This is a genomic window from Pseudomonas sp. EU05-FHT14B02 (genome assembly GCF_058791055.1).
Map to the genome: position 1 here is coordinate 302,787 of NZ_JBYTDD010000003.1, position 25,965 is coordinate 328,751.

Annotated in this window: 22 protein-coding genes; 12 read left to right on the top strand and 10 right to left on the bottom strand. The window is 60.2% G+C overall.

Translation table 11 applies throughout. The features are described from left to right. Positions 1–18: 18 nt before the first annotated feature. From AC3WTM_RS05165 to AC3WTM_RS05180, 4 genes are all read right to left on the bottom strand, one after another. Positions 19–423: an META domain-containing protein gene (locus AC3WTM_RS05165; protein WP_102669948.1), complete on the bottom strand. Its 405-nt coding sequence runs from the start codon at positions 421–423 to the stop codon at positions 19–21. Beyond that, positions 423–857 (bottom strand): hypothetical protein, encoded by a 435-nt coding sequence (locus AC3WTM_RS05170; protein WP_056728017.1) that lies wholly within the window; start codon positions 855–857, stop codon positions 423–425. The genes AC3WTM_RS05165 and AC3WTM_RS05170 overlap by 1 nt, the downstream gene beginning before the upstream one ends. 77 nt (positions 858–934) lie before the next feature. Next, positions 935–1,927: a 2-hydroxyacid dehydrogenase gene (locus tag AC3WTM_RS05175; protein ID WP_102669947.1), complete on the bottom strand. Its 993-nt coding sequence runs from the start codon at positions 1,925–1,927 to the stop codon at positions 935–937. 95 nt (positions 1,928–2,022) lie between these two features. After that, the gene (locus AC3WTM_RS05180) at positions 2,023–4,776 is read right to left on the bottom strand and encodes a response regulator (protein ID WP_102669946.1); all 2,754 of its coding nucleotides are present in this window, start codon (positions 4,774–4,776) and stop codon (positions 2,023–2,025) included. Positions 4,777–4,991: 215 nt separating this feature from the next. Between AC3WTM_RS05180 and AC3WTM_RS05185 the strand changes: the two genes are divergently transcribed. The 8 genes from AC3WTM_RS05185 to AC3WTM_RS05220 all read left to right on the top strand — a co-directional run bounded on the left by AC3WTM_RS05185 (position 4,992) and on the right by AC3WTM_RS05220 (position 14,558). After that, positions 4,992–5,711, top strand: a complete 720-nt coding sequence (locus AC3WTM_RS05185) for a response regulator transcription factor (protein WP_102669945.1) — start codon at positions 4,992–4,994, stop codon at positions 5,709–5,711. Continuing rightward, on the top strand, positions 5,701–7,122 hold the full coding sequence (locus AC3WTM_RS05190) for a sensor histidine kinase (RefSeq protein WP_102669944.1): 1,422 nt from the start codon (positions 5,701–5,703) through the stop codon (positions 7,120–7,122). Before AC3WTM_RS05185 ends, AC3WTM_RS05190 begins: the two co-directional genes overlap by 11 nt. Positions 7,123–7,290: 168 nt before the next feature. After that, positions 7,291–8,193: a cysteine synthase CysM gene (gene cysM / locus AC3WTM_RS05195; RefSeq protein ID WP_102669943.1), complete on the top strand. Its 903-nt coding sequence runs from the start codon at positions 7,291–7,293 to the stop codon at positions 8,191–8,193. Continuing rightward, a complete protein-coding gene (rlmD, locus tag AC3WTM_RS05200) occupies positions 8,193–9,545 on the top strand; it encodes a 23S rRNA (uracil(1939)-C(5))-methyltransferase RlmD (protein WP_102669942.1) in 1,353 nt (450 codons plus the stop codon). The genes cysM and rlmD overlap by 1 nt, the downstream gene beginning before the upstream one ends. Before the next feature lie 121 nt (positions 9,546–9,666). Continuing rightward, entirely contained in the window at positions 9,667–11,910 is a 2,244-nt protein-coding gene (relA, locus tag AC3WTM_RS05205; RefSeq protein WP_102669941.1) for a GTP diphosphokinase, read from the top strand. 137 nt (positions 11,911–12,047) lie between these two features. Further along, complete coding sequence (mazG, locus tag AC3WTM_RS05210) at positions 12,048–12,881, top strand: nucleoside triphosphate pyrophosphohydrolase (protein ID WP_102669940.1); 834 nt, start codon at positions 12,048–12,050, stop codon at positions 12,879–12,881. Between the two features lie 28 nt (positions 12,882–12,909). Further along, positions 12,910–13,452, top strand: a complete 543-nt coding sequence (locus AC3WTM_RS05215; RefSeq protein ID WP_007988773.1) for a DUF2058 domain-containing protein — start codon at positions 12,910–12,912, stop codon at positions 13,450–13,452. A gap of 158 nt (positions 13,453–13,610) precedes the next feature. Then, on the top strand, positions 13,611–14,558 hold the full coding sequence (locus AC3WTM_RS05220) for a hypothetical protein (RefSeq protein WP_102669939.1): 948 nt from the start codon (positions 13,611–13,613) through the stop codon (positions 14,556–14,558). Positions 14,559–14,626: 68 nt separating this feature from the next. On the opposite strand, the gene AC3WTM_RS05225 is transcribed toward AC3WTM_RS05220, so the two are convergent. The 6 genes from AC3WTM_RS05225 to AC3WTM_RS05250 all read right to left on the bottom strand — a co-directional run bounded on the left by AC3WTM_RS05225 (position 14,627) and on the right by AC3WTM_RS05250 (position 22,151). After that, positions 14,627–14,815: a hypothetical protein gene (locus AC3WTM_RS05225; RefSeq protein WP_057713661.1), complete on the bottom strand. Its 189-nt coding sequence runs from the start codon at positions 14,813–14,815 to the stop codon at positions 14,627–14,629. A 385-nt stretch (positions 14,816–15,200) separates the two neighbouring features. Beyond that, positions 15,201–16,421, bottom strand: a complete 1,221-nt coding sequence (gene fabB / locus AC3WTM_RS05230; RefSeq protein WP_102669938.1) for a beta-ketoacyl-ACP synthase I — start codon at positions 16,419–16,421, stop codon at positions 15,201–15,203. Between the two features lie 11 nt (positions 16,422–16,432). Then, the gene (fabA, locus tag AC3WTM_RS05235; RefSeq protein WP_003227150.1) at positions 16,433–16,948 is read right to left on the bottom strand and encodes a 3-hydroxyacyl-[acyl-carrier-protein] dehydratase FabA; all 516 of its coding nucleotides are present in this window, start codon (positions 16,946–16,948) and stop codon (positions 16,433–16,435) included. A gap of 247 nt (positions 16,949–17,195) precedes the next feature. Beyond that, positions 17,196–19,097, bottom strand: a complete 1,902-nt coding sequence (locus tag AC3WTM_RS05240) for an ATP-binding protein (protein ID WP_102669937.1) — start codon at positions 19,095–19,097, stop codon at positions 17,196–17,198. Next, the gene (locus tag AC3WTM_RS05245) at positions 19,094–20,026 is read right to left on the bottom strand and encodes an ABC transporter substrate-binding protein (protein ID WP_102669936.1); all 933 of its coding nucleotides are present in this window, start codon (positions 20,024–20,026) and stop codon (positions 19,094–19,096) included. Before AC3WTM_RS05245 ends, AC3WTM_RS05240 begins: the two co-directional genes overlap by 4 nt. Position 20,027: 1 nt before the next feature. After that, positions 20,028–22,151 carry a TonB-dependent receptor plug domain-containing protein gene (locus AC3WTM_RS05250; protein WP_102669935.1) on the bottom strand — a complete coding sequence of 708 codons (2,124 nt, stop codon included), beginning with the start codon at positions 22,149–22,151 and terminating at the stop codon, positions 20,028–20,030. Between the two features lie 195 nt (positions 22,152–22,346). On the opposite strand from AC3WTM_RS05250, the gene AC3WTM_RS05255 reads away from it, so the two are divergent. The 4 genes from AC3WTM_RS05255 to AC3WTM_RS05270 all read left to right on the top strand — a co-directional run bounded on the left by AC3WTM_RS05255 (position 22,347) and on the right by AC3WTM_RS05270 (position 25,949). Further along, positions 22,347–23,372 carry an NAD(P)H-dependent glycerol-3-phosphate dehydrogenase gene (locus AC3WTM_RS05255; protein ID WP_102669934.1) on the top strand — a complete coding sequence of 342 codons (1,026 nt, stop codon included), beginning with the start codon at positions 22,347–22,349 and terminating at the stop codon, positions 23,370–23,372. Between the two features lie 30 nt (positions 23,373–23,402). Continuing rightward, positions 23,403–23,750, top strand: coding sequence for a DUF4389 domain-containing protein (locus AC3WTM_RS05260; protein ID WP_007974561.1), 348 nt, complete (start codon positions 23,403–23,405; stop codon positions 23,748–23,750). Beyond that, positions 23,747–24,199 carry a phosphohistidine phosphatase SixA gene (gene sixA / locus AC3WTM_RS05265; protein WP_102669933.1) on the top strand — a complete coding sequence of 151 codons (453 nt, stop codon included), beginning with the start codon at positions 23,747–23,749 and terminating at the stop codon, positions 24,197–24,199. The genes AC3WTM_RS05260 and sixA overlap by 4 nt, the downstream gene beginning before the upstream one ends. An 82-nt stretch (positions 24,200–24,281) precedes the next feature. Then, positions 24,282–25,949 (top strand): AMP-binding protein, encoded by a 1,668-nt coding sequence (locus AC3WTM_RS05270; RefSeq protein WP_102669932.1) that lies wholly within the window; start codon positions 24,282–24,284, stop codon positions 25,947–25,949. The last annotated feature ends 16 nt before the right edge of the window (positions 25,950–25,965 follow it).

The following is a 25,965-nucleotide window of genomic DNA, read 5'->3' on the forward strand; positions in this document are numbered from 1 at the left end:
ACCATGCTGAAAGGGTGATCAACCCTCCTCGAGCCACCAACGCAACGGCTTGCCTTCGGCTGGCCAGAAGCGTATCTGCTCGATTGGGGATACGTCCCAGCGCTGGACGTTTTCCAGCGCCTGAAGGAAGCGTTTTTCCTGTTCCATCAGTGCCGGCGCGCACAATTTTCGGGTGCTGCCGATTTTGCCGAAGGTCAGTTTGTCGCCATCGAGGGCGTACGGCGCGAACCAGTGGTTGCAGCCGCCATTGCCGTAGGCACGGCCGTCTTCGCCGAGGGTGACGGTCAGGTGGCTGTAGTCCATCAACGGCCGCTCGCCGATCCACTCCAGAATGTAGCTGCGGTTCTGTTGCAGTTGCACCGGCTCGGCGGCGCAGCCCAGCAGGCCGGCACCGACCATGGCGGTCAGGGCGAGGCCTTTCATCACGCAGGCTCCTGGCATTTCGGGCACAGGTGTTTCTCGCCAACGCTGGTCCAGCCCAACTCGGCAATCCGCGCAGTGGCGGCAGGCTTTTCGGCCTTGTTGCCCAGCTTGGCATCGACGGCAAACTCGAAGCTCAGCTCTTTGGCACAGCTGTCACAGTTCACTTGCCAGGTGTGGATGGCCAGTTCGCCGAACACCGGACCACTGGCTACCGCGACCCATTGGCCGGGCGGGTTGATCAGGTGGCGAACCGTTTCGACGGTCAGGCGCATGGACAAGTCCTTGGCACCCTTGAGGGTCACAACCAGCACGTCATTGTTGCGAATCGAACCACCGTTGCCGGTGACTTGATAGCGTCCCGGCACCAGGGCGCGGCATTCAGTGAGGGTGTGTTGCGGGTTCATCAGGCTGTAGCGGAAATCGTGTTCGACCATGGGTCCTCCAAATATGCGCGATATGCTAGCACGGGCTTGTACGCCGCATCGCGCAGGTAGATGACCTTCGATCCGTTTCAGTCTCCCGTCACCAGGTTTTCCGGGGTGTCCGCCGTCCAGGCTGCAATGTTGTGTAATGTTGTGGCGGCAATCGCGTCCAGCGCTTCGCGGGTCAGGAAGGCCTGGTGTGCGGTGACGATCACGTTGGGGAAGGTCAGCAGCCGTGCCAGCACATCGTCTTGCAGCGGCAGGTCGGAGCGGTCCTCGAAGAACAACTGCGCTTCCTCCTCATACACATCCAGTCCCAGGTAACCCAAGCGACCGTCTTTCAGGGCATCGATCAGTGCCGGGGTGTCCACCAGAGCGCCGCGCCCGGTATTGATCAACATCGCGCCCGGTTGCATGTGCGCCAGGGACTCGCGGTTGATCAAGTGCTTGCTCTGCTCGTTGAGCGGGCAGTGCAGGCTGATGATCTGCGATTCGGCCAGCAATTGCGGCAGGCTCAGGTACCGCGCACCGAGGGCTTCGACCTGCGGGTTGGGGTAGGGGTCATAGGCCAGCAACTGGCAGCCAAATCCGCTCATGATTTTGGCGAAGGTGGCGCCAATCTGACCGGTTCCGACCACGCCGACGGTCTTGCCCACCAGATCGAAACCGGTCAGCCCTTGTAGTCTGAAATCCCCTTCGCGAGTGCGGTTGTAGGCGCGGGGCAAGCGGCGGTTGAGTGCGAGGATCAGCGCTACAGCATGTTCGGCAACAGCGTGAGGCGAATAGGCCGGGACACGAACGATGGCCAGTCCCAGACGTTTTGCTGTCGGCAAGTCGACATGGTTGTAACCGGCCGAGCGCAGGGCGATCAGGCGTGTGCCTCCAGCGGCCAGGCGTTCGAGTACCGCAGCGCCAAGGTCATCATTGATGAACGCGCAGACCGCTTCATACCCTTGGGCGAGCGCTACCGTGTCGAGGCTCAGGCGCGCAGTCTGAAATTGCAGCTCGATGCCGGCCGGTTGCCCGGCCGCAAGAAAACTGTCGCGGTCGTAGTTCTGGCTGCTGAAAAGAATCGTACGCATGCGGTGCTCCTTGAAGGTGGCCTGCACGGTTGAGCAAGCCGGCATTCGGCAGTCGTCAGATTAGCTCGCCGGCAGACCCGCGCGATTGCGCTGCATCAAGCATTCATGCGCGCCTGGGCTGCCAGGCGATTGATCGCCCGGTCGAGCTCGTCCAGCGCCACGCTGGCTTTCGGGTCCTGTTGCTTGAGCAGGGTTTCGCTGCGTTGGCAGGCCGCACGCAATTGCGGTACGCCGCAGTAACGCGTTGCGCCATGCAGGCGATGGACCCGTTCGACCAGGGCGTTGTGTTCATTGCTTTGCCGAGCCAGTCGGATGGCTTCGCGGTCAGCCTCCAGTGACGCCAGCAGCATCGCCAGCATGTCCGCGGCCAGATCGGCCTTGCCGGCAGCCAGGCGCAATCCTTCCTCGTGGTCGAGCACCAACAGGTCATGGGTGCCAGCATGCCCATCGCCGGAGCGCTCCGGGCTGTGATTGCGCAGCGCCAGGCCGCTCCACTTCAGCACCACTTGCGCCAATTGTCGTTCGCTGATCGGTTTGGTCAGGTAGTCGTCCATGCCACTTTGCAGCAGCGCGCGTTTTTCGTTGGCCATGGCGTGGGCAGTGAGGGCCACGATCGGCAGGGGCGTGCAATGGCGTTCGCTTTCCCACTGGCGGATCGCCTCGGTGCTCTGGCGACCGTCCATGCCGGGCATCTGCACGTCCATCAACACCAGATCGAATGTCTCGTTCTGCACCGCCTTGACGGCGGCATAACCGCTTTCCACCGCAAGTACCTTGGCGCCCATGTCTTCGAGCAGGGTTTGCACCAGCATCAGGTTGGCCGGATTGTCGTCGACGCAAAGCACCTTCGGGGCACGGCTGGATACCGGTTCGCCCGGCTCGCTGCGCATAGACCGCGGGTTGACCAGGTCAGACAGGGAGCGTCGCAGCTTGCGGGTGCAGGCCGGTTTAGCCTGGAGCTGGCTGTGGGGGTTGGGCACGGAAAGATGGAACAGCGTCAGTTCCGTGGTCGGGCACAGCACCAGCACTTTGCAGCCAAGATGCTCGAGGTCCCAGATGTGCTGGTTGAGGCGTTCCGGCGGCATGTCGTTACTGGTGATGCCGAGCACGGCGAGGTCGATCGCCTGATCGGTCTGGTGGGCGGCGGTGACGCCATTGGTCAGGCTTTCCAGGGTATTGAACGGTGTGGTGCTGAGGCCGCAGTCTTCCAGTTGATGCTGCAACGCCTGCCGTGCCAGCTCGTGGTTTTCCAATACCGCCACCCGTCGCCCGAGCAAGGGTGCCGAGGGCAGGTCTTCGGCATCGTCGCGGGTTTTTGGCAGGCTCAGGCTGATCCAGAATTCAGACCCTTCCCCCGGCGTGCTGTCGACGCCGATCTCACCGCCCATCTGTTCGATCAGGCGCTTGGAAATCACCAGGCCCAGGCCAGTACCGCCCGGTTGCCGCGACAGCGAGTTGTCGGCCTGGCTGAACGCCTGGAACAGGGCGCGTACGTCCTGATTCGACAGACCGATGCCGGTGTCCTGAATGCTGATGCGCAACTGCACGGTGTCTTCGTGTTCCTCTTCGAGCATGGCGCGGGCGACGATGGTGCCTTCGCGGGTGAACTTGATCGCGTTGCTCACCAGGTTCGTCAGGATCTGCTTGAGTCGCAGTGGGTCGCCCACCAGCGACAGCGGCGTGTCCCGGTACACCAGGCTCACCAGTTCCAGCTGCTTGGCGTGGGCAGCCGGGGCGAGGATGGTCAGGGTGTCCTGTAGCAGGTCGCGCAGGTTGAATGGAATATGGTCGAGCACCAGCTTGCCGGCCTCGATTTTCGAAAAGTCGAGAATCTCGTTGATGATGCCCAGCAGGCTGTCGGCGGATTTTTCGATGGTGTCCAGGTAGTCGAGCTGGCGCGGGGTGAGCTCGCTTTTTTGCAGCAGGTGGGTGAAGCCGAGAATGCCATTGAGCGGCGTGCGGATTTCATGGCTCATGTTGGCCAGGAATTCGGACTTGATCCGGCTCGCTTCCAGGGCTTCCTTGCGCGCCAGGTCCAGTTCGATGTTCTGGATCTCGATGGTTTCCAGATTCTGGCGCACGTCTTCGGTGGCCTGGTCGATGCTGTGCTGCAATTCTTCCTGCGCATTTTGCAGGGTGCCAGCCATGCGGTTGATGCCTGAGGCCAACTCGTCCAGTTCCTGGCTGCCGAGTGGCGGCAGGCGGGTTTCCAGATGACCGTCCTTGAGTTGAGCCACGGCTTGCTTGATCTGGCTCAATGGCCGATTGATCGTGCGACCCATGCGCAGGGCCAACAGAGCCGCACCTATCAGCCCCGCCGCGATCAACATCAGACTGGCGAACAGGCTGCGGTAACCGCGCAACAGCATGCTGTTATGGGACAGTTCAAGTTCGACCCAGCCCAGCAGGCGGTCGGCTTCTTCGGGAATCACGTCCCCGGCCAGGTTGCGGTGTTTGCCGAATACCGGCAGCAGATAGCGGGTCGCATCGTTGCCACTGCGGCGCAGCATCTGCGTGCCACTGCCGGAGGGTGATTGGTTGAGCATGGTCGGGCCGGCGTGGGCCAACAGCGTGCGGTCTGGACTCAGGAAGGTCACGGCCCGCACGTCGGTTTGTTCCAGGGCCTGGGTGGCGATGCGTTCGAGCAGTTCGTTGTCCTGATGGCCCATGGCTGGTGCCGTCAGTGGAGCCAACTGTTCGGCGATCATTTCGCCGCGCTGCATGAGTTGGGTTTGCAGGTCAGCCTGTTGCATCCAGGTAAAATATCCCCCCAGCACCAACGCCATCAGGCTGGTTGGCAACAGGGTCAGCAACAGCACGCGGCCTTTGATTCCCAGTTTCTTGAGCACGCATCTCTCCTGCATCCCGCTATTTATAGGCCTGCACATGCATCTGCCATGCACCACTTGCGCAGTGTAGCGATTTGCTCGCGGGCAATCTTCGTAAAAATGGTGCCGTCATTCGTCGGCCCGGACGACTCATTGGCAATACGGACAAACGGTGGGTTGCTCCTGGCGAGGCAATCTTGAATAATCTTTCAACTGAGAATTATTTGCAGATAGTCATGACTCCCATCACTGCCGGCCTTCCCCGAATCCTGTCCATCGAAGACGACCTTGTGCTCGGAGCCTACGTTCATGAGCATCTGGACCGCAGCGGCTTCCAGGTGACCTGGTGCCAGAACGGTCAGGAAGGCCTGGACATTGCCCGCCGGCAACCATTCGACGTGGTGTTGATGGATATTCTGCTGCCGGGCATGGACGGCCTGGCGGTACTGACCCAATTGCGCCAGAGCCATTCCACCCCGGTGTTGCTGATGTCGGCCCTCGGTGCCGAGGCCGATCGCGTCAGCGGCTTTCGCCTGGGGGCTGATGATTACCTGCCAAAGCCCTTCAGCATGGTGGAGTTGCGGGTGCGCATCGAAGCCATTCTGCGGCGGGTGGCACTCGACCGTCGACCGGCACCCGCCGTGCCGGCCCCGTCGATGGACAGCCTGCGTTTCGACGATGAAAGCTTCGAGGTCTTTTATGGCGAACAGGCCGGCGGCCTTACCCGCAGCGAGTATCGGTTGCTGGAGACGCTGCACCGCAGCGCCGACGAAGTACTGAGCAAAGCCTTCCTTTATCAGCAGGTGCTGCAGCGCGGTTACGCGGCCCATGACCGCAGCCTGGACATGCACATCAGCCAGATCCGCCGCAAGCTCAAGGCCATTGGATATACCGAGCGCGAAGTGCGTACGGTTTGGGGCAAGGGCTACATCCTGAGCGCCGCCGATGACATGTAACTTGCCGGGCAGGCATTCGTTGTTCTGGAAGCTGGCCTGTCTATTGGTTGCTTTCTGTCTGCTGATGATCTGGCTGAGTTGGTCCTGGGGCCGTTATATGGAGCAGCGTAACCAGTTCCTCTCCGATGAGGCCCGCGGCACCCTGTCCGGTTATGCCGCCGAAGCCGAGCAGGCATGGCAGCAGCGTCAGAGCGCCGGTATCGATGACTGGCTGCAAGGCATGCATCAGCGGGAAAAAAGCTGGGTCGGTGTCATCGGCGGTGATTTGCAGTCCTTGAGCAACCAATCGCTGACGGACAAGGAAGTCGAACGCCTTACTTTTTTGCGCGGCCTTGATTGGCCCATCCACAAGAAAGGCCGGCCGTGGATGCGCATACCGTTTCCTGGTGACCCCTCCGTCGGCAGTCTGGTGATCGAGTTGCCCAAGCGCTTCGTACCCGGGCGTTACCGGGTGTTCTGGCGGGTGATCACCAACGGCGTGATTCCGGGATTGTTCACTTTGCTGTTGTGCGTCGGGCTGTATCGTTTGTTGGTGGTGCCGCTCAACAGCCTGCGTGAACAGGCCAATGCCTGGCGTGCCGACCAACTGAATGTGCGCCTGTCGAGCCGCACCACCAATCGTTCCGATGAATTGGGTGAGTTGGGCAGGGCGTTCGATCACATGTCCGAGCGTCTGCAAAGCACTGTGGCCTTGCAGCAGCAACTGCTGCGTGACTTGTCCCACGAATTGCGCACGCCCTTGAGCCGCCTGCGGGTGGCCAGTGAAAGCGAGCAGGGGCTGGAGCCATTGCGCGAACGCATCGGCCGTGAAGTCGATGGTATGCAGCGCCTGGTGGAAGACACGTTGCAACTGGCGTGGCTCGATACCGAGCGCACCCGATTGCCTGACGAAGCGATCCAGATCCAGGCCCTGTGGGAAATGCTCACGGAGAACGCCTGCTATGAAAGTGGTTGGCCCGATACTCAGTTGCAATGCACGGTGGATTCATCCTGCTGGGTTCGCGGCCATCTCAACACCCTGGCCCAGGCATTGGAAAACATTCTGCGCAACGCGATTCGGCATTCACCTGATGGTGGGGTTGTCCTGCTCGGCGGTCGGCGTGACGGAGATTACTGGCATCTATGGCTGGAGGATCAGGGCGGCGGCGTGGCGGAAGCTGATCTGGAGCGGATCTTCCTGCCGTTCACCCGACTCGACGGTTCGCGGCCGGGGGATGGTGGATTTGGGTTGGGCTTGAGCATCGCCCGAAACGCGGTGCGGCGTCAGGGCGGACAGTTGTGGGCACAGAACACCGGAACCGGGTTGCGCCTGAACATGCGGTTGTTAGCGGATGTTGATAGTGCCAGTGCCGACGCCATCGCGGGCAAGCCCGCTTCCACACTGACCGTGTTTGAACCGCGAAACCTGTGATCACCCAGGCACCCTGTGGGAGCGAACTTGCTCGCGATGAGGCCCTCATGTTCACCGCAACATATCTGCTTATTCCCATAAGCCATAAGCACCACACTTTGCGTGATATGGGCTGGGAACGTTTGCCGGTATGATAGTCGCCCCCGCAGTCTGGATTGCGAATACGCCATGACCTTGCAGTACCCAACCATCGCCGATTGCGTCGGCAACACTCCGCTGGTCCGTTTGCAGCGCCTGCCCGGCGCCACCAGCAATACCCTTTTGCTCAAGCTCGAAGGGAACAACCCGGCGGGTTCGGTCAAGGACCGTCCGGCGCTGTCGATGATCACCCGCGCCGAGCTGCGCGGGCAGATCCACGCCGGCGATACGCTGATCGAGGCGACCTCGGGCAACACCGGGATCGCCCTGGCCATGGCCGCTGCGATCAAGGGTTACAAGATGATCCTGATCATGCCCGACAACTCCAGCGCCGAGCGCAAGGCAGCCATGACAGCTTATGGCGCCGAGCTGATTCTGGTCAGCCAGGAGCAGGGTATGGAAGGCGCCCGTGACCTCGCGCAAAAGATGGAAGCCGAAGGCCGCGGCAAGGTACTGGATCAGTTCGCCAACGGTGACAACCCCGAGGCGCACTACACCACCACCGGCCCGGAAATCTGGCGTCAGACCCAGGGCACCATCACCCATTTCGTCAGTTCCATGGGCACCACCGGCACCATCATGGGGGTGTCGCGCTACCTTAAGGAGCAAAACGACCACGTGCAGATCATCGGCCTGCAACCGATGGAAGGCTCGGCGATCCCGGGGATCCGCCGCTGGCCTCAGGAATACCTGCCGAAGATCTACCAGGCTGACCGCGTGGACCGGATCGTCGACATGGCGCAAAGCGAAGCCGAAGACGTGACCCGTCGTCTGGCCCGCGAAGAAGGCATTTTCTGTGGCGTGTCCTCGGGCGGTGCCGTGGCGGCAATGCTGCGTCTGTCCAAAGAAGTTGAAAACGCGGTGATCGTTGCGATCATATGCGACCGTGGCGACCGTTACTTGTCGACCGGCATTTTCGACGCGCCCAACTGATGGCCAAACATGAAAGAGGCCTGCGTTTCCAGCCCACCGGCGGCAGCAAGGCCCCGCAAATCCCGACCGGCAAAAAGCAGCGCCTGACCATCGAGCGCCTGGCCAATGACGGTCGCGGTATCGCGTTTTTCGAAGGTCGTACCTGGTTCGTCATCGGCGCATTGGCCGGTGAAGAGATCGAGGCACGCGTCCTCGGTGCCCACGGCAAAGTGGTTGAGGCGCGCACCGAACGGGTATTCACGGCCAGCGAATTACGCCGCCCTGCACCGTGCGCCCATGCCGGCCGCTGTGGTGGTTGCAGCGTGCAGCATCTGCCCCACAACGAACAGCTTGCCCTGAAACAGCGCATGCTCGCCGAGCAGTTGTCGAGAGTCGCGGACGTCGAACCCGATGAGTGGGCAGCACCATTGAGTGGTGCGGAGTTCGCTTACCGCCGTCGCGCCCGCGTTGCGGTGCGCTGGGACATGAAGGCAAAAAAACTCGAAGTCGGTTTCCGTGCCGCTGGCAGCCAGGACATCGTGGGCATCGATAACTGCCCGGTGCTGGTACAGCCCTTGCAACCGATCATGGCCCGCTTGCCGGAGATGCTGCGGCGCTTGAGCAAACCCCAGGCACTCGGGCATGTGGAGTTGTTCAGCGGCTCGACGCTGGCGGTGTTGCTGCGGCACATGGCGCCGTTGTCCGATGCCGACCTGACGATCCTCAAGGAATTCTGCGCGTTCCATGAAGCCCAGTTGTGGCTGCATGGAGATGGGGAACCGCAACCGGTCGAGGCTGATCAGTCGTTGGGCTATCGTCTTGAACAGTGGGACCTGGAGCTGGCGTATCGTCCCGGGGATTTCATTCAGGTAAACGCCGCCGTCAACGAAGCAATGGTCGCCCAGGCGCTGGACTGGCTGAAGCCGACAGCGGATGAGCGCGTACTCGACCTGTTCTGTGGTCTGGGCAACTTTGCCTTGCCGCTGGCCAAGGCTGCTCGTGAAGTGGTGGCGGTCGAAGGCGTGCAGGTGATGGTCGATCGCGCCGCGGCGAATGCGGCCAGCAATAATCTGCATAACGCGAAGTTTTTTCAGGCCGATTTATCCCAGCCTTTGACGGACGCCGAATGGGCCGCCGAAGGCTTTTGTGCGGTACTCTTGGACCCACCGCGTGACGGTGCTTTCGAGGTTGTGCGCAAGCTCAGGAGCCTGGGCGCCGAACGTTTGGTGTATGTGTCGTGCAACCCTGCAACTCTGGCGCGCGACACGGTCGAATTGATCAAGCAGGGCTACCGGTTAAAACGTGCCGGGATTCTCGATATGTTTCCTCAAACGGCACATGTCGAGGCCATGGCGTTATTTGAAGCGAGCTAGGATGCTCGTCTGGTCCGACTGGTCCGCCCGTGCAGCCGCGCCCCAGCCCGACGTGGGCGCACCGGCAACGAAGGTCAGCGATTTGACGCATTGAATCTGCGTCGTAGGGAAGGTAAGCAAGATGGTACAGGTGAGAGCACACCAGCCGATCAACACCGACGGCAGTATCAATCTCGAGGCTTGGCTCGATCATGCGGTCAGTGTCGATCTGGCACTGGATCGCGAAGCCTTGAAAGAGGCCTGCGAGTACGCTCGCGAGGCCGAACAACAAGCCAATGCGGCACAGAATCTGTGGTCGGAAGGTAACTCGACTTTCCGTACAGGGCTTGAGATCGCCGAGATCCTCGCCGATCTCAAACTCGACCAGGACTCTTTGGTCGCCGCGATCCTGTATCGAGGCGTGCGCGAAGGCCAGATCAAGTTGCCGGCCGTCAGCCAGCGCTTCGGTCCGGTGGTATCCAAGCTCATCGACGGCGTGCAGCGCATGGCCGCGATCAGCGACAGCCTGAGTCCGCGTAAATCCCTGGTGCTGGGCACCCAGGGCCAGGTGGAAAACCTGCGCAAGATGCTGGTGGCCATGGTTGACGACGTTCGCGTCGCCCTGATCAAGCTGGCCGAACGCACGTGCGCGATCCGTGCGGTGAAAACCGCCGACGACGAAAAGCGCAACCGCGTGGCCCGTGAAGTCTTCGACATCTACGCGCCCTTGGCCCATCGCCTGGGTATCGGTCATATCAAGTGGGAACTGGAAGACTTGTCCTTCCGTTACCTTGAACCGGACCAGTACAAGCAGATTGCCAAGTTACTCCACGAGCGGCGACTGGATCGCGAGCGCTTTATCAGCGAAGTGATGAGCCAGCTGAAAAACGAACTGCAGGCCACCGGCGTCGATGCCGACATCAGCGGCCGCGCCAAACACATCTATTCGATCTGGCGCAAAATGCAGCGCAAGGGTCTGGAGTTCAGCCAGATCTACGACGTGCGTGCCGTTCGCGTGCTGGTGCCGGAAATGCGCGACTGCTACACCGCGCTCGGTATCGTCCACACCCTGTGGCGACACATCCCGAAAGAGTTCGACGATTACATTGCCAACCCCAAGGAAAACGGCTATCGCTCGCTGCACACCGCGGTGATCGGGCCCGAGGGCAAGGTGCTGGAAGTGCAGATCCGCACCCACGCGATGCACGAAGAAGCCGAACTCGGCGTGTGCGCGCACTGGCGCTACAAGGGCACCGACGTCAAGTCCGGCTCCAATCACTACGAGGAGAAGATCTCCTGGCTACGCCAGGTGCTCGAATGGCACGAAGAACTGGGCGACATCGGTGGCCTGGCGGAACAGCTGCGGGTCGATATCGAGCCGGATCGGGTCTACATCTTCACCCCGGACGGTCACGCCATCGACTTGCCCAAGGGCGCGACCCCGCTGGACTTTGCCTACCGCGTACACACCGAAATCGGTCACAACTGCCGTGGCGCCAAGATCAACGGACGCATCGTACCGCTCAACTACAGCCTGCAAACCGGTGAACAGGTCGAGATCATCACCAGCAAGCACGGCACCCCGAGCCGTGACTGGCTGAACCCGAACCTGGGTTATGTCACTACGTCGCGGGCACGGGCGAAGATCGTTCACTGGTTCAAGTTGCAGGCTCGCGACCAGAACGTCGCGGCCGGTAAAACCTTGCTCGAGCGCGAACTCAATCGCCTCGGCCTGCCGGCGGTGGATTTCGACAAGCTGGCCGACAAGGCCAACATGAAAACCGCCGAAGACCTGTTCGCCGCCCTCGGCGCCGGGGATTTGCGCCTGGCGCAACTGGTCAACCTGGCGCAGCAACTGGTCGAGCCGGAGCGTGGCAACGAACAGCTGGAACTGATTCCGCGCAAGGCCACCGGTTACAAGCCGGGCAAGCGCGGCGATATCCAGATCCAGGGCGTTGGCAATCTGATGACCCAGATGGCCGGCTGCTGCCAGCCATTGCCGGGCGATGCGATCGTCGGCTACATCACCCAGGGCCGCGGCGTGAGCATTCACCGCCAGGACTGCGCCTCGGTGCTGCAGCTGGCCGGGCGCGAGCCTGAGCGAATCATCCAGGTCAGTTGGGGGCCGGTGCCGGTGCTCACCTATCCGGTGGACATCATCATCCGCGCCTACGACCGTTCGGGACTGCTGCGTGACGTTTCCCAGGTGCTGCTCAACGAGCGGATCAACGTGCTGGCGGTCAACACCCGCTCGAACAAGGAGGACAACACAGCGTTGATGTCCCTGACGATCGAGATTCCAGGGCTGGACGCATTGGGGCGGTTGCTGGGGCGGATTTCCCAGTTGCCGAATATCATCGAAACCCGGCGTAACCGGACACCTTGATGCATGTTCAGCGCCGATCCACTGTGGGAGCGAGCTTGCTCGCGATGACGGTTCAACATTCAACACAGGTGTTGTCTGACTGTCCGCTATCGCGAGCAAGCTCGCTCCCACAAGGGACTTTGCAGTGAGAGAGATTGATGTATTCACTTGAAGACCTGCTGCACCTCATGAACCGCCTGCGCGACCCGCAGTACGGTTGCCCGTGGGACATCAAGCAAACTTACGCCACCATCGTCCCCCACACTCTGGAAGAAGCCTACGAAGTCGCCGACGCCATTGAGCGCGGTGACTTCGATCACCTGCAGGGGGAGCTCGGCGACTTGTTGTTCCAGGTGGTGTATTACAGCCAGTTGGCCCGGGAAGAAGGGCGCTTCGAGTTTGAAGGTGTGGTCGACAGCATCACCCGCAAGCTGATCCGTCGTCACCCCCATGTGTTCCCTACGGGCGACCTCTATGCGCCGCTGGATGTCCCGCGCCTCAGTGAAGAGCAGGTCAAGCAGCGCTGGGAGGAGATCAAGGCCGAGGAGCGCGCAGAGAAGTCCTGCGCGCCCGAACAGCTGTCATTGCTTGATGACGTCCCCGCTGCACTGCCGGCGTTGTCACGTTCGGCGAAACTGCAAAAGCGCGCGGGGCAGGTCGGGTTTGATTGGCCGGACGCCTTGCCGGTGCTCGACAAAGTGCGTGAAGAGCTCGATGAAGTCCTCGAAGCCATGTCGGAAAATGATCCCGAGGCCGTGGCCGAAGAGATTGGTGACCTGCTGTTTTCCGTGGTGAATCTGGCGCGGCATCTCAAGGTCGATCCAGAAACGGCACTGCGGGGTGCCAACGGCAAGTTTGAAAGACGCTTTCGTTTTATCGAACAGGCATTGCGCGATACCCGCCGTCCCATGGAAGATTGCACCCTCGAAGAGTTGGACGCCTTGTGGGGCGAAGCCAAACGTCAGGAAAAGAATTTGCCCAGCTGCGGTTGAGCAGTGGCCTAAGTGAGTAATAAGCACCATGAGCATTTCCCTTCGCGACCAGTTGCTCAAAGCAGGGCTGGTCAACCAGAAGCAGGCCAAGCAGGTCAGCAAAGACAAGCAGAAGCAGCAACGCCTGGCCCACAAAGGCCAGATCGAGCTGGATGACTCCCAGCAGCGCGCGGCACAGGAAGCCATGGCCGAGAAGGTCAAGCGCGACCAGGAGCTCAACCGCCAGCAGCAGGAAAAGGCTGAGGCCAAGGCGCGTGCCGCGCAGGTCAAGCAATTGATCGAAGTCTCGCGCCTGCCGAAATTGACGACCGAGGACTACTACAACTTTGTCGACGACAAAAAGGTCAAGCGCATCAGCGTCAACACCCTCATGCGCAACAAGCTCAGCAGCGGTTCGCTGGCCATCGTGCATCACGCTGGCGGCTACGAAGTGATTCCGCGCGAGGCGGCATTAAAGATTCAGGAGCGCGACCCGCAACGCATCGTGCAGCTGAATGTGCAGACCGAAGAAGTCAGCGTCGAGGACGATCCGTATGCGGCCTACAAGATCCCTGATGATCTGATGTGGTAATCGCTCCTCTTCCATTACATGTTTGTTAGTACATTGCTGGATTAATGAATTGAACCCGAAAGATCGCGTCGATACGATCTCTCGGGTTTTCTTTTGCCCGAAGTATTCTCAGGGGAGAGAACTAATGGAATGAAATTAAATGAATAAGGATATTGTCAATGCTGGTAAGTATCGCCTCGTTACGCCAACCCACTTTTAAATCGCAGCTTTCACAGCCGCGACGACCCGATCAATCCATTCACGATTATCTGGACGACGAGCTTGTCGCACGAGCGGAGCTGGTGCGCCGAAAGATCAAGATCTCTGCGAAAGCTGCTCGCGACGATCACGGCAGGCCCGCGTGCGTTTTTGTAACCCTGCCTGAGTTTTTCTGGAACATTCCCTGGCACGAAGTCCGTAATGAGCAGGAGCTTCACGAACTGAACTCTGCTTATCTGACGAAGGTGACCGAGTGTGTGACGCTGTTGATGAGTGATCTGCCAGTGGCGCGCTACGGCAAGATCGTTTTATTGGCGGGAAGTTGTGCGACGCTGATCAAGGTGGGAGAGGGGGAATCGAGCTATTACGATGTCATTAATTATGTGCTCACAATTTCCAATAAGGAATATGAGGTCGACATGCCGCTGATGTCGATGTGGCCGAAGCGTTATGTGTCAGGAATCGATTTTGGAAGACATGTAGGCTCGGAAGACGGGTACTGGTTTTTCAAGTTGTTCGATGAGGTTGTGGTACGGGTAAAGAAGGTCAGTAGTGTACAGGCCGAGCACAGTTACTTTGGTGGCTACGAAGGAATATTTATTAATAGTCTTGTAGTGGGTTGCCCATTCGGCATCAACTTGTGCCTCGATTATGCGGTGTTGAAAGACGGTGAACGGGACAAGGAGGTTGAACTGGCGGGGGCAAAAATCGATTTTCTGATTGCCTGTGGCATGGACTTCGATTACGGCAAACGTCATCTATCTTCGCTTCAGTTTGCCGTCCGCAATGACGGCATGGGCGATGGTGAGTGCGAGGTGGTGAAGCTTGAGGCGGGCTGGATCGTCGGTGTTGTTCCTTCGGTGGTGATCGACGACTCCCTTCATTTAGCGGCCATTCAGATTGCCTGAGCCGCGTGCTTCGGTTGCAGCCTGCCCGTGCGGATAGGGGCAGGCCACCACGGTGGTGGAGTCTGTCTTCAACCGGTTGCGAGCTCGCGGTTGCGCTCGAGCATTTCCAGTTCGGCCCTGTAGTTTTGCGCGTCGATCTCGGAGTGGAACATCCCGACCAGCAGGTCTTGCTGATGCACGTCCCAGATTCGGATACCGGCGGCTACACCCTCGTGGGATTTATGTGAATCGTCGCGTTCAGTTACTTTTACAGTCATCTGCTAGCTCCAATCTCTGTTATCTGCAGCAAGGCGTGTGCAGGTCTCTGTTATATGTTTTGTTAGCTTGCTAGGTAAATGACTGAGTTTGGTAACGGTTTTTTGCAAAAATGGAAACAGTCCTGCAGCCCTCGGAATCCGCGGCATTCAGTCGCAGGGCGTTAAGTTTCATGACAAACGTTTCATGTTGAAGGCACCACAAATCCAGTGTCGAGCACTGAAACTGTGGGAGCGAACTTGCTCGCGATGGCGGTGGGTCAGACAGCAGACTCCCTCATCGCGAGCAAGCTCGCTCCCACAATGGTTGTGGTGTCGAATTCTTTGAGGCAAAAAAAACGCCCCGAACCAGTCGGGGCGTTTTCATGTGCGACTCAGCAGCGGGAAATTACTTACCTTCCCAGCGCTTCAGTACCAAAGTGGCGTTGGTGCCACCGAAGCCGAAGCTGTTGCTCATCACGGTGTTGATGGTGGCGTTTTCGCGGGTCTTGGTCAGTACCGGCAGGTCGGCCACTTCAGGATCCAGCTCGTCGATGTTGGCGGAGCCGGCAATGAAGTTGCCTTCCATCATCAGCATGCAGTAGATCGCTTCGTGAACGCCGGCAGCGCCCAGGGAGTGACCCGACAGGCTCTTGGTGGAGCTGATGGCCGGAGCCTTGTCGCCGAACACTTCACGCACGCCTTTCATTTCCGCGACGTCGCCGACCGGGGTCGAAGTGCCGTGGGTGTTCAGGTAGTCGATCGGGGTGTTGACGGTGGACAGCGCCTGCTGCATGCAGCGGATCGCGCCTTCGCCGCTCGGGGCAACCATGTCGTAACCGTCGGAGGTCGCGCCGTAGCCAACGATTTCCGCGTAGATCTTCGCGCCGCGGGCCAGAGCGTGTTCCAGCTCTTCAACCACGACCATGCCGCCACCGCCAGCGATAACGAAACCATCACGGTCAGCGTCATAGGCGCGGGAAGCTTTTTCCGGGGTGTCGTTGCGCTTGCTGGACAGAGCGCCCATGGCGTCGAACAGGAACGACTGGCTCCAGTGCTCTTCTTCACCGCCGCCGGCGAAGACGATGTCCTGCTTGCCCATCTGGATCTGTTCCATGGCGGTACCGATGCAGTGAGCACTGGTGGCGCAGGCAGAAGCGATGGAGTAGTTCAGGCCCTTGATCTTGAACGGAGTGGCCAGGCAAGCGGAAACGGTGCTGCTCATGGTCCGCGTTACGCGGTATGGGCCGACGCGCTTGACGCCTTTCTCGCGCAGGATGTCCAGCGCTTCCATCTGGTTCAAGGTCGATGCGCCACCGGAACCGGCGATCAGGCCGGTACGCGGGTTGGAAACCTGCTCTTCGGTCAGGCCGGAGTCAGTGATGGCGTCTTTCATGGCCAGGTAGGCATAAGCTGCCGCGTGGCCGACGAAGCGATAGATCTTGCGATCGATCAGTTCTTCAAGGTTGAGGTCAATGGAGCCGGAAACCTGGCTACGCAGACCCATTTCGGCATATTCCGGGTTGAACCGGATGCCAGGGCGGCTTGCACGCAGGTTAGCGGAGACGGTCTCTTTGTCATTGCCCAGGCAAGAAACGATGCCCAGACCAGTGATAACGACGCGGCGCATGCGGATAACCCTTAGAAGTTGTCAGTGGAGGTGAACACGCCGACCCGAAGGCCTTCGGCGGTGTAGATTTCGCGACCGTCGACAGTGACCGAACCGTCGGCGATGGCCAGGTTCAGCTTGCCCTTGAGGACGCGCTTGATATGAATGTTATAGGTGACTTTCTTGGCGGTCGGCAGGACCTGGCCGAAGAATTTCACTTCGCCCGAACCCAGCGCACGGCCACGGCCCGGCAGGCCTTGCCAGCCCAGGAAGAAGCCGACCAGTTGCCACATGGCGTCGAGGCCCAGGCAGCCCGGCATCACGGGATCGCCTTCGAAGTGGCAGGCGAAGAACCACAGGTCCGGATTGATATCCAGCTCGGCGACCAATTCACCTTTGCCGTACTTGCCACCTTCTTCGCTGATCAGGGTGATGCGATCAACCATCAGCATGTTCGGGGCGGGCAGTTGCGCGTTACCTGGGCCGAACAGCTCACCGCGACTGCAGCGCAGCAGATCTTCCCGGGTAAAGGCGTTTTGTTTGGTCATGCGAGCTCCTCAATAGTCCCATGCGGCAGGTGGGGCAAATCTTCCCGACCGATCGAAGCGTTCATGCCTCGAACCGGCAGCCTACTCATAGACTATTGCGTTGTGGTGAAAGTCACAGCACCAAGGACATGAATGTACACTTGTGCACTGAAATTATTATTCAAGCCCCTTTTCGGGCCTGTCGAGGTGCCTAAGACTGCCGCACTTTCGCCTTTCACGCCAGTCACAGATGGTCGAAAGGCCTGTTCTACTGCACCCATCGCTGCAGAATTTGCTGCAGATCAGTCCGTTTGAACGGCTTGGCCAGGTAATCGTTCATCCCCGCCGACAGGCAGGCTTCGCGGTCGCCCTGCAAGGCGTTGGCGGTCAGGGCGATGATCGGCAGGTCGGTGCAACCGGGTAGCTTGCGTATTTGTCGGGTGGCTTCATAGCCATCGATGATCGGCAAGCGGCAATCCATCAGGATCGCTTCGAAGATCAGGCTCTCGGCGCTGCGTACCGCCTGCGCGCCGTCGGCAGCGACACTGACCTTGAATCCCAGGCTGCGCAACATGGCTTCGATGACGGTCTGGTTGACCGGGTTGTCTTCGACCAACAACACATTGCGTCCTTCGCCGTTGCTGTTGCGCGATTGCGCGCGAGGGGGGAGCAGCGGTTGTGTCTGCTGGTGCAGTGCCAGGGGAATTTCCAGGGTGAACACAGAACCGCGGCCTTCCTCACTCTGCGCGCGCAAGGTGCCGCCCATGCGTTCGGCCAGGGTGCGGGCAATCGGCAGTCCCAGCCCTGTACCTCCGTAGCGTCTTGAAATAGAACTGTCGGCCTGCTGGAAAGCGTTGAACATCAATTCCAGGCTTTGCGCCGAGATGCCGATGCCGCTGTCGCGCACGGTGCAGGTAAACCACAGCAACTCGTGGTCCAGCGACTGCCACTGCGCCTCGATCGTGACGCGGCCCTGCTCCGTGAACTTCAGCGCATTGCCGACCAGGTTGACCAGTATCTGACGGATACGCGTCGGGTCGCCCTTGACCTGCAAACCGCGCATATCGTCGGGGATCATCAGTTGCAGGTCCAGACCGCGTTGCGCGGCGCTGTGCTGGAACGACTGGGCGCAACTGCCGATCAGCTCGGTGAGGTTGAACGCAATGTGCTCCAGTTCCAGCTCTGAACGTTCGATCCGCGAGAAATCCAGGATGTCGTTGATGACCTTGAGCAAGTGTTCGGTGGACTCAGAGGCCAGCGCCGCGTACTCCACCTGCTCCTCGGTCATGTCGGTGGTTTCCAGTAGCTGCAGCATACCCAGTACGCCATTCATCGGCGTGCGCAGTTCATGGCTCATCATGGCGAGGAAATCGGATTTGGCGTTGTTGGCTTTTTCTGCTTCTTCGCGGGTCTGGATCAACTGCGCCATGGCCTGATGCTGTTCGCGGCTGGCCTGTTCGAGACCGCTGGCGAGGTTGTTGATGTGTTGCGACAGCGCCCCCAGCTCGGTGTCGTCGACAATGGGCAGCGGTGTGTTGTAATCGCCGTCCTGGATCGCCTTGACCGCATTGCCGATATCACGGATCGGTTTCGACAGGCTGCCCGCCAGGCGGCGGGCCACAATGAAGGTAAACAGCAGGGCAAACAGCGCCAGGATGGCGGCCTTGAGCACGATTTCCTGTTGGCGCCGGCTGAAGGCATCGTTGGACAGCCCGACGATCACCCGACCGAGGTAGTCCTCGGTGGGGGCGGCAGTAGCGGTTTTGCTGCTCTGGAAAAAATCATTGTGCAATGCGATACGCTGGAGCCGTATCGGTGCCTGGAACACTTCGAGCTGTTGCGCGCGATTGTGGTGTTCGCTCGGTTGTTCGATGTACACCAGAACCCGGTTTGCACTGTCCTGGATTTCCAGAAAACTCACGTTGGGCGTAGCCAGTGTCGCCTTGAGCAAGGTTTCAAGCACTTCGATGTTGCCCGAAATCACGCCGTACTCGGTGGCCGGAGCCAGTTGATTGGCGATCAACTGGCCAGTGTGGGAGATTTCCTGACGCAGATCCTGGATGCGCACAAACGTGAAGAAACTGATCAGCAACAAGGTCAGCAGCAGTGCAGGGCCGAGGCTGATGAGTTGGGTACGAGTGTTGATGTCCCAGCGACGGCGCAAGTTCATGGAAGGCGTTCTCCTTCAGCCAGCAAGGTGGCGACAGACGCTTCGTTGATCTGTTCGATACCCAGCGAACGCGCCACCTGCGGATTGCTCGCGACCTTGAATCGATGGGGGTAATGCGTGCGCGGCCAGGTGGACGGTGGCTGGTCGAGCAATTCATTGAGAATCGCCAGCCAATCGCTCTGATCGCTATAAGTGCTGGCAAGGCTCCCGGCCTTGACGAATCCGGCGTTGGGCCCGATCAGCGCCATTTGCTGCGAGTAGCTGCTCAGCAGCAGGTTCTTTGCGGTTTGCGGGTTGTACAGGTCGGCATCGTCCAGGCCCAGCAACACGTCGCTGTTTTTCAGCAGGGCCTGTAGCGGACGACTGTCGTGAATGTTGTCCCAGCGCTGGGTGACCACTTCAAGACCCAGGGGGAGGGCGGCCTGACGCAGCTCATTCAACAGGAATTCACTGTGGGCGTCGTAGAGCACGCCGATGCGTCTGGCTTGTGGCAACAAGGTGCGGGTCAAGCGCAACTGGCGGTCCAGTGGTGGATCGCTCCATAGCAGGCAAAGGCGCGCAGGCAACGTATTGTTCAGGCGTTGCCGGGCTTGCAGGCGGCTGATGCGCAGTACGAGCGTCGCCGGGCCCTGGGCGTTTTGCAGGCGCCAGTCGAGGCTGGGCAGGTCGAGCAGTATCAAGCGGATGTTTCCCGGCAGCTTGTCCGGTATCGGCATTTTTGCCAGCGTCTGGAAGCGTACGTTATCGCGTGGTCGCAACTCGCTCAGGGCCTGGGTAAACGCCCGCACACCAGGGCTGTCTTCGGCGCCCGTGAGCAAAATGTCGGCCGCGTTACTCGCCAGGCTGCCCAGCATGCCGCTTGTCAGCAGGCAAAGTATGACCAGCAGCCGACCCAGGGGCGGCATTCTGCAGGCCGGGCGATTCGGCATCTTAAAGCTCCAGCTCGGCGCTGAAATACATCACCTGGCGCTGGTCATAATTATTGTCGATGAAGGTGGTCGGCTGATTGTCCAGCCGTTGCTGGAGCACCCCGGCCAGTTCCAGGCTGGCTTTGCCCAAGGCGATACGTTTGGCGATGCGCGCATCGACCCGTTCGAAGCGGTAGCCGTTGAGGGCGTCATCGCCATAATAGAAAAGCGCACTGTTCCAGCCTTGGCCCCAATCGCGCAGCCATCCGGCCGAACCACTGTTACTTGCAGTCTGCCTGGCATCCAGCGGATTGCTGGCATCGGTATCGACGTAGGCATAAGTCAGTCGCAGGCGATCGAGGCTGCCGACACGCCAGTCGAGCTGGGTTTCGACCCCCGAAAAGCGCGCCTTGTTGGCATTGCTGGCAATGTACTGATTGTTGCGCAGTGGCTCACTGATCATGCCGGTGATTTCGTCGTGGAACAGCTTCACGTCGAGCGCCAGCCCCTGTTCGGGAAAATAGCCGTTGTAGCCCAGTTCCCGGGAGCGCATGTGCTCTTGATCAAGGTCGCCGGGGCCGCGGGTCTTGACGAAATAACGGGCGCTGGACTGGCCAAACGCACCGGGCTTGAGGTTGGTGACCTGATAACTCCAGTTGACGTTGTTCTCGAACATGTCCGGTGAGCGGATGGCCTCGGAGTACACTGCACGCAAGCCGTGGCGCGGGTTGATCAGGTAGTTGACCGCCATGCGAGGTGTCAGCGAGCTGCCGGTCAACCGGGTGTCCTCGAACATGGCGCCGCCTTGCAGCAGCCAGTGTTCGGTGGCACGCCACTCGAACTGGCCGAACGCTCGCCAGATCCTGTCATCGAGAGTGCCATTGAAGTAGGTCTCGGAATCCGCCCGGTCGTAACGATAGTTCATCCCGCTGACCAGCCGCAGGTTATCGGCAAGGCTGAGGGTGTCCTGTAGTTCGAGGTCGTAGCGCGATTCCCGGGTGCTCTGGTCGATGTCACCGCAAACGGTCTGGCTCGCGCCGTTGCGCCATTGATCGAGTACCTGGTTGGCCAGCGCCTGCTCGGCGGGCGTGCCGGCCGGCGCACCAGAGCCGATGAAACGCGTGATATTGCGGGCCAGGCGCTCGGTGTAGTTCGGGTTCAATTGCCAGAGTTCGGTCAGTTGCGGGCTGAATGAAACTTCTGCGTCGCAGGCGCGCCAGGTTTGCTGGCGATCCCAGTGTTGGGCCGACCCCTGGATATAAAGGCTGTGGTCGGGATTGACGTCCAGATTCCAGCGTAATGACCCGGCGTAGTCCTTGGCAGTGACGTCGGAGTCGTCGCCGGCGCGGGTAATTCCCGGGAACACCGGCCGGTAGGTATAGGGCCGCTGGTTGGTGCCGTCCTTGGCATTCAACTGCCAATCGAGGCTTTGCCGTTCGTCGAGGCTCTGGCTGACAGTGAGGTTGAAGCGCTCGAGGCGACGACTGTCATGGTAGTCAGCGCCGGTTCTGTCGGTGTCGAAGCCGTTGTCTTGCTGGCCGGACAGGGACAGGCGCATGTCACCATCCTCCCAGCCCAGGCCCTGGCTGGCGTAAAAGTCGTTGATGCCGCGTTGGCCCCGGGTGACCTTCATTCGCGTGCCGTGACTGTCGGCCGGGCGGCGGGTAATGATGTTGACCACCGCCATCAAGGCGTTGGCGCCGTAGCTGACGGTATTCGGTCCGCGAAAGACTTCGATGCGCTCGATGTCTTCCATGGCCACCGGAATGTCACTCCAGTCCACGGTGGCCAGGCCGGCGCGATACACCGAGCGCCCGTCGATCACCACTTGCATGCGCCGCGCTTCATTCGCATTGGTGCCGTGGTAGTTCACCGTCGCCTGATTACCGTTGATGTTGCCGACCATCATCCCCGGCACCAGGCGCAGCAGTTCGCTGATGTCACGGGCACCGCTGGCGTGGATCAGGGCACTGTCGATCACCGTCATGCTTCCCGGCACGGCAGCCGGCGACTGTTTCAGGCGCGTGGCGGTAAGTACTTGCGGCAGTGGTTCGCTGTCCAGGAACAAGTCGTCGGCCAGCGCCGGTGAGCTGAAAATCAGCGCCAGTACCAGAGGTGAATGCGGTGAAGGAGCGCCCGGAGACACAACACATCCCTGTCAGTGATTGTTGGCGCGCATGTTAACCGAGCCGAATGACTTTTCCATTCACGATGTCTGCATTTTCCTCGGTTTTATTGGTCTTCTTCCTACGGGTGCAGGTATTTGATGCCGGGGCTGGCCGTCGATGGACTGCCCCGTATAATGCCGACATCGCCATTGGTATGGATTAACGGATTGCATATGACTGAACAGCGCCCGATTGCGGTCCTGGGAGGCGGAAGTTTTGGAACCGCCGTGGCTAATCTGCTGGCCGAGAACGGGCATCAGGTCCTTCAGTGGATGCGTGACCCCGAACAGGCCGAGGCCATTCGGGTCAATCGCGAAAACCCGCGTTACCTCAAAGGCATCAAGATTCTGCCCGGCGTCACGCCGGTCACCGACCTGCAAGCCACCCTGGACGCCTGCGACCTGTGTTTCGTCGCATTGCCCTCCAGTGCACTGCGCTCGGTGCTGGTGCCGCACGCCGAACGCTTGGCCGGCAAAATGCTGGTGAGCCTGACCAAAGGCATCGAAGCCCACACGTTCAAGTTAATGAGCGAGATCCTCGAAGAGATCGCCCCGCAGGCGCGCATCGGCGTCCTGTCCGGACCCAACCTGGCCCGTGAAATCGCCGAGCACGCGCTGACCGCCACGGTGATCGCCAGTGAAGACGAAGAACTCTGCCAGCAGGTTCAGGCTGCGCTGCACGGACGCACCTTTCGTGTGTACGCCAGCGCCGATCGTTTCGGCGTGGAACTGGGCGGGGCGCTGAAAAATGTCTACGCGATCATCGCCGGCATGGCGGTAGCAATGGGCATGGGGGAAAATACCAAGAGCATGCTGATCACCCGGGCTCTGGCGGAAATGACCCGTTTCGCGGTGAATCAGGGCGCCAACCCGATGACCTTCCTGGGGCTGGCGGGCGTGGGCGATCTGATCGTGACCTGTTCGTCGCCCAAGAGCCGCAACTATCAGGTCGGCTTCGCCCTCGGCCAGGGCCTGAGCCTGGACGAGGCGGTCACGCGCCTGGGCGAAGTCGCCGAAGGGGTCAATACCCTTAAAGTGCTAAAGGCCAAGGCCCAGGAGGTTGGTGTGTACATGCCGCTGGTCGCCGGGCTGCACGCGATCCTGTTCGAGGGGCGCACGCTGGAGCAGGTCATCGGTCTGTTAATGCGTGGCGAGCCGAAAACCGACGTCGACTTTATTTCCACCAGTGGTTTCAACTAATCACACTTGCCAGAAAGCAGGGAGTTGCGCATGAACGATCCAAAAGTAGAAGCCAAATACGAGTCCATCCTGCTGCGGGTGCTGTGGATGATTGTCTTCGTGCTGGTGTGGCAAGTGGCGCAGTTCATCCTCGGCGCCGTCGTGCTGGTGCAGTTGATCTATCGTTTGTTCTATGGCGCCCCAAGCGCCAGCCTGATGAATTTCGGCGACAGCCTGAGCCAGTTTCTGGCGCAGATCGGTCGTTTCGGCAGCTTTCACAGCGACCAGAAGCCCTGGCCGTTCGCCGACTGGCCAACGCCGCGTACGCCGGAAGGTGAGGCGCCGCATGTCGTGGCACCGGCACCGCATCCGGCTCGAGATGAGGAACCCAAGCTATGAAACTCTGGGTATTGCGTCATGGTGAAGCCGAGCCGTATGGAGCGCGACCCGATTCCGAACGGGCACTGACCGACCGCGGCCGCAAGGAAGTGTTGAGCAGCGCTGCACGGTTGATGGGTGAGCCGCTGACGGCGATCTATGCCAGCCCCTACCTGCGTGCACAGCAGACGGCGCAACTGGTGCGCGAGGCATTGGACTTCGAGCCCGAGATCCGCACCGTCGAATGGCTGACCCCGAACACCGACCCGGACAAAGTGGCCGAGCAACTGGTATCGGTGAGCAACGTCCTTTTGGTCAGTCACAACCCGTTGGTGGGTAACTTGCTGAGTTACCTGCAACATGGCGCCGGGGGACCACCGGAAAAGGTCAGCACCGCTGGACTGGCAGAGCTTGAGCATAGTGAGTTGCTGGTCGGTTCGATGAAGCTCAATAGTCTCAAGCATTCTTGAATATTTTTGTATGAAATAGTCAACCAAGCACTTGCTTGGTTGGCTACGCTTGCTCCAGACCAAAATCACAGGAGCGAGTCGCATGTCTGCTGCTTTTCGTTTGCCACTGGACGTCTTCTACGAGCGTGAGGCCCGTCATCCCCGCCAGCACTTTCTGGTCCAGCCTGTCGGCGGTGGCCAGGTCGAGAACTTGACCTGGGCCGACGTCGGTCATCAGGCACGCTGCGCAGCCCACTGGCTGCGAGCGCGGGAGCTGCCCCAAGGCAGCCATATCGCCCTGATCTCGAAGAACTGTGCGCACTGGATCATTGCCGACCTGGCGATCTGGATGGCCGGACATGTGTCGGTGCCGCTGTACCCCAACCTCACCGCCGAGACCGTTGCCCAGGTACTCGAACATTCGGAGGCGGCGCTGGCATTCATCGGCAAACTCGACGACTGGCCAGGCATGTCCCGTGGCGTCAGCCCCGACCTGCCGACCATCAGCCTGCCCCTGCATCCTCCCGGTGACTTTGATTTCAGCTGGGACGATCTGCAACGCAGCTCGCCCATCCAGGACAATCCCAAACCCTCCGCTGATCAATTGGCGACCATCATTTACACATCCGGCACCACGGGCATGCCCAAGGGCGTGATGCACAGCTTCGGCAATCTGGGGTTCGCCACCACCCGCGGCACTGCGCTGTTCGGTCTCAACGAGTCGGACCGGTTGTTGTCGTACCTGCCACTGTGCCACGTTGCCGAGCGGATGTTCGTCGAACTGGCGTCGATCTATACTGGCCAAACGGTGTTTTTCGCCGAGAGCCTCGACACCTTCCTCTCCGACCTGCAGCGTGCGCGCCCGACCGCACTGTTTGGGGTGCCGCGTATCTGGACCAAATTCCAGATGGGCGTGTACAGCAAGATCCCGGCAAAACGCCTGGACTTCCTGCTCGGCCTGCCCATCATCGGCAAACGTGTCGGGCATAAAGTCCTCGCCGGGTTGGGGCTGGATGCGTTGCGCATCGCGTTGTCCGGTGCGGCTCCGGTGCCGCAGACCTTGTTGCAGTGGTACCGCAAACTGGGGCTGGATGTGCTGGAGGTCTACGGCATGACCGAGAGTTGCGGCTACTCCCACATCGGCATGCCGGGCCAGAACAAACCGGGATGGATCGGCAAACCGTGTCCGGAAGTCGAAGTGCGGATCGCCGAGACGGGGGAGGTCATGGTGCGCAGTGGTGCGACCATGCTCGGGTATTACAAGGAACCGGAAAAAACCGCCGACACCATTACCGAGGACGGCTTCCTGCGTACCGGCGACAAGGGCGAGGAGGACGCCGAAGGCAATCTGCGTCTGACCGGGCGCCTGAAGGAAATCTTCAAGACCAGCAAAGGCAAGTACGTGGCCCCGGCACCGATTGAAAATCGCCTGGCCGTGCATTCGCGCATCGAACAGGTCTGCGTGGTGGGCGATGGCTTGAGTGCGCCGCTGGGGTTGTGCGTGTTGTCGGCGGTCGGCCAGCAGGATGCCGGCGGGGCCGCGCGCGCCGGTTTGCATTCGAGCCTGGAAAAACTGCTGGAAGAGGTCAATGGTGCCCTCGACAAGCATGAACAACTTCGGCGCCTGGTGGTGGTCAAGGACAGTTGGGCTGTGGAAAACGGCTTTCTTACCCCGACCCTGAAGATCAAGCGCAACGTGATCGAAGCGGCTTACGGTGAACGCTTTGAGGAATGGAGCGAGCGCAGCGAAGCGGTGCTGTGGCAGGATTGATCCACGAACAAAACCA

Excerpts from the sequence above, each read along its gene's own strand:
- cysM (WP_102669943.1), top strand. The coding sequence starts at position 7,291 with ATGACCTTGCAGTACCCAACCATCGCCGATTGCGTCGGCAACACTCCG.
- AC3WTM_RS05260 (WP_007974561.1), top strand. The coding sequence starts at position 23,403 with ATGAACGATCCAAAAGTAGAAGCCAAATACGAGTCCATCCTGCTGCGG.
- AC3WTM_RS05255 (WP_102669934.1), top strand. The coding sequence starts at position 22,347 with ATGACTGAACAGCGCCCGATTGCGGTCCTGGGAGGCGGAAGTTTTGGA.
- AC3WTM_RS05215 (WP_007988773.1), top strand. The coding sequence starts at position 12,910 with ATGAGCATTTCCCTTCGCGACCAGTTGCTCAAAGCAGGGCTGGTCAAC.
- sixA (WP_102669933.1), top strand. The coding sequence starts at position 23,747 with ATGAAACTCTGGGTATTGCGTCATGGTGAAGCCGAGCCGTATGGAGCG.
- fabA (WP_003227150.1), bottom strand. The coding sequence starts at position 16,948 with ATGACCAAACAAAACGCCTTTACCCGGGAAGATCTGCTGCGCTGCAGT.
- AC3WTM_RS05245 (WP_102669936.1), bottom strand. The coding sequence starts at position 20,026 with ATGCCGAATCGCCCGGCCTGCAGAATGCCGCCCCTGGGTCGGCTGCTG.
- AC3WTM_RS05190 (WP_102669944.1), top strand. The coding sequence starts at position 5,701 with ATGACATGTAACTTGCCGGGCAGGCATTCGTTGTTCTGGAAGCTGGCC.
- AC3WTM_RS05165 (WP_102669948.1), bottom strand. The coding sequence starts at position 423 with ATGAAAGGCCTCGCCCTGACCGCCATGGTCGGTGCCGGCCTGCTGGGC.
- AC3WTM_RS05175 (WP_102669947.1), bottom strand. The coding sequence starts at position 1,927 with ATGCGTACGATTCTTTTCAGCAGCCAGAACTACGACCGCGACAGTTTT.
- mazG (WP_102669940.1), top strand. The coding sequence starts at position 12,048 with ATGTATTCACTTGAAGACCTGCTGCACCTCATGAACCGCCTGCGCGAC.
- AC3WTM_RS05220 (WP_102669939.1), top strand. The coding sequence starts at position 13,611 with ATGCTGGTAAGTATCGCCTCGTTACGCCAACCCACTTTTAAATCGCAG.
- relA (WP_102669941.1), top strand. The coding sequence starts at position 9,667 with ATGGTACAGGTGAGAGCACACCAGCCGATCAACACCGACGGCAGTATC.
- fabB (WP_102669938.1), bottom strand. The coding sequence starts at position 16,421 with ATGCGCCGCGTCGTTATCACTGGTCTGGGCATCGTTTCTTGCCTGGGC.
- AC3WTM_RS05225 (WP_057713661.1), bottom strand. The coding sequence starts at position 14,815 with ATGACTGTAAAAGTAACTGAACGCGACGATTCACATAAATCCCACGAG.
- AC3WTM_RS05170 (WP_056728017.1), bottom strand. The coding sequence starts at position 857 with ATGGTCGAACACGATTTCCGCTACAGCCTGATGAACCCGCAACACACC.
- AC3WTM_RS05240 (WP_102669937.1), bottom strand. The coding sequence starts at position 19,097 with ATGAACTTGCGCCGTCGCTGGGACATCAACACTCGTACCCAACTCATC.
- AC3WTM_RS05185 (WP_102669945.1), top strand. The coding sequence starts at position 4,992 with ATGACTCCCATCACTGCCGGCCTTCCCCGAATCCTGTCCATCGAAGAC.
- AC3WTM_RS05270 (WP_102669932.1), top strand. The coding sequence starts at position 24,282 with ATGTCTGCTGCTTTTCGTTTGCCACTGGACGTCTTCTACGAGCGTGAG.
- rlmD (WP_102669942.1), top strand. The coding sequence starts at position 8,193 with ATGGCCAAACATGAAAGAGGCCTGCGTTTCCAGCCCACCGGCGGCAGC.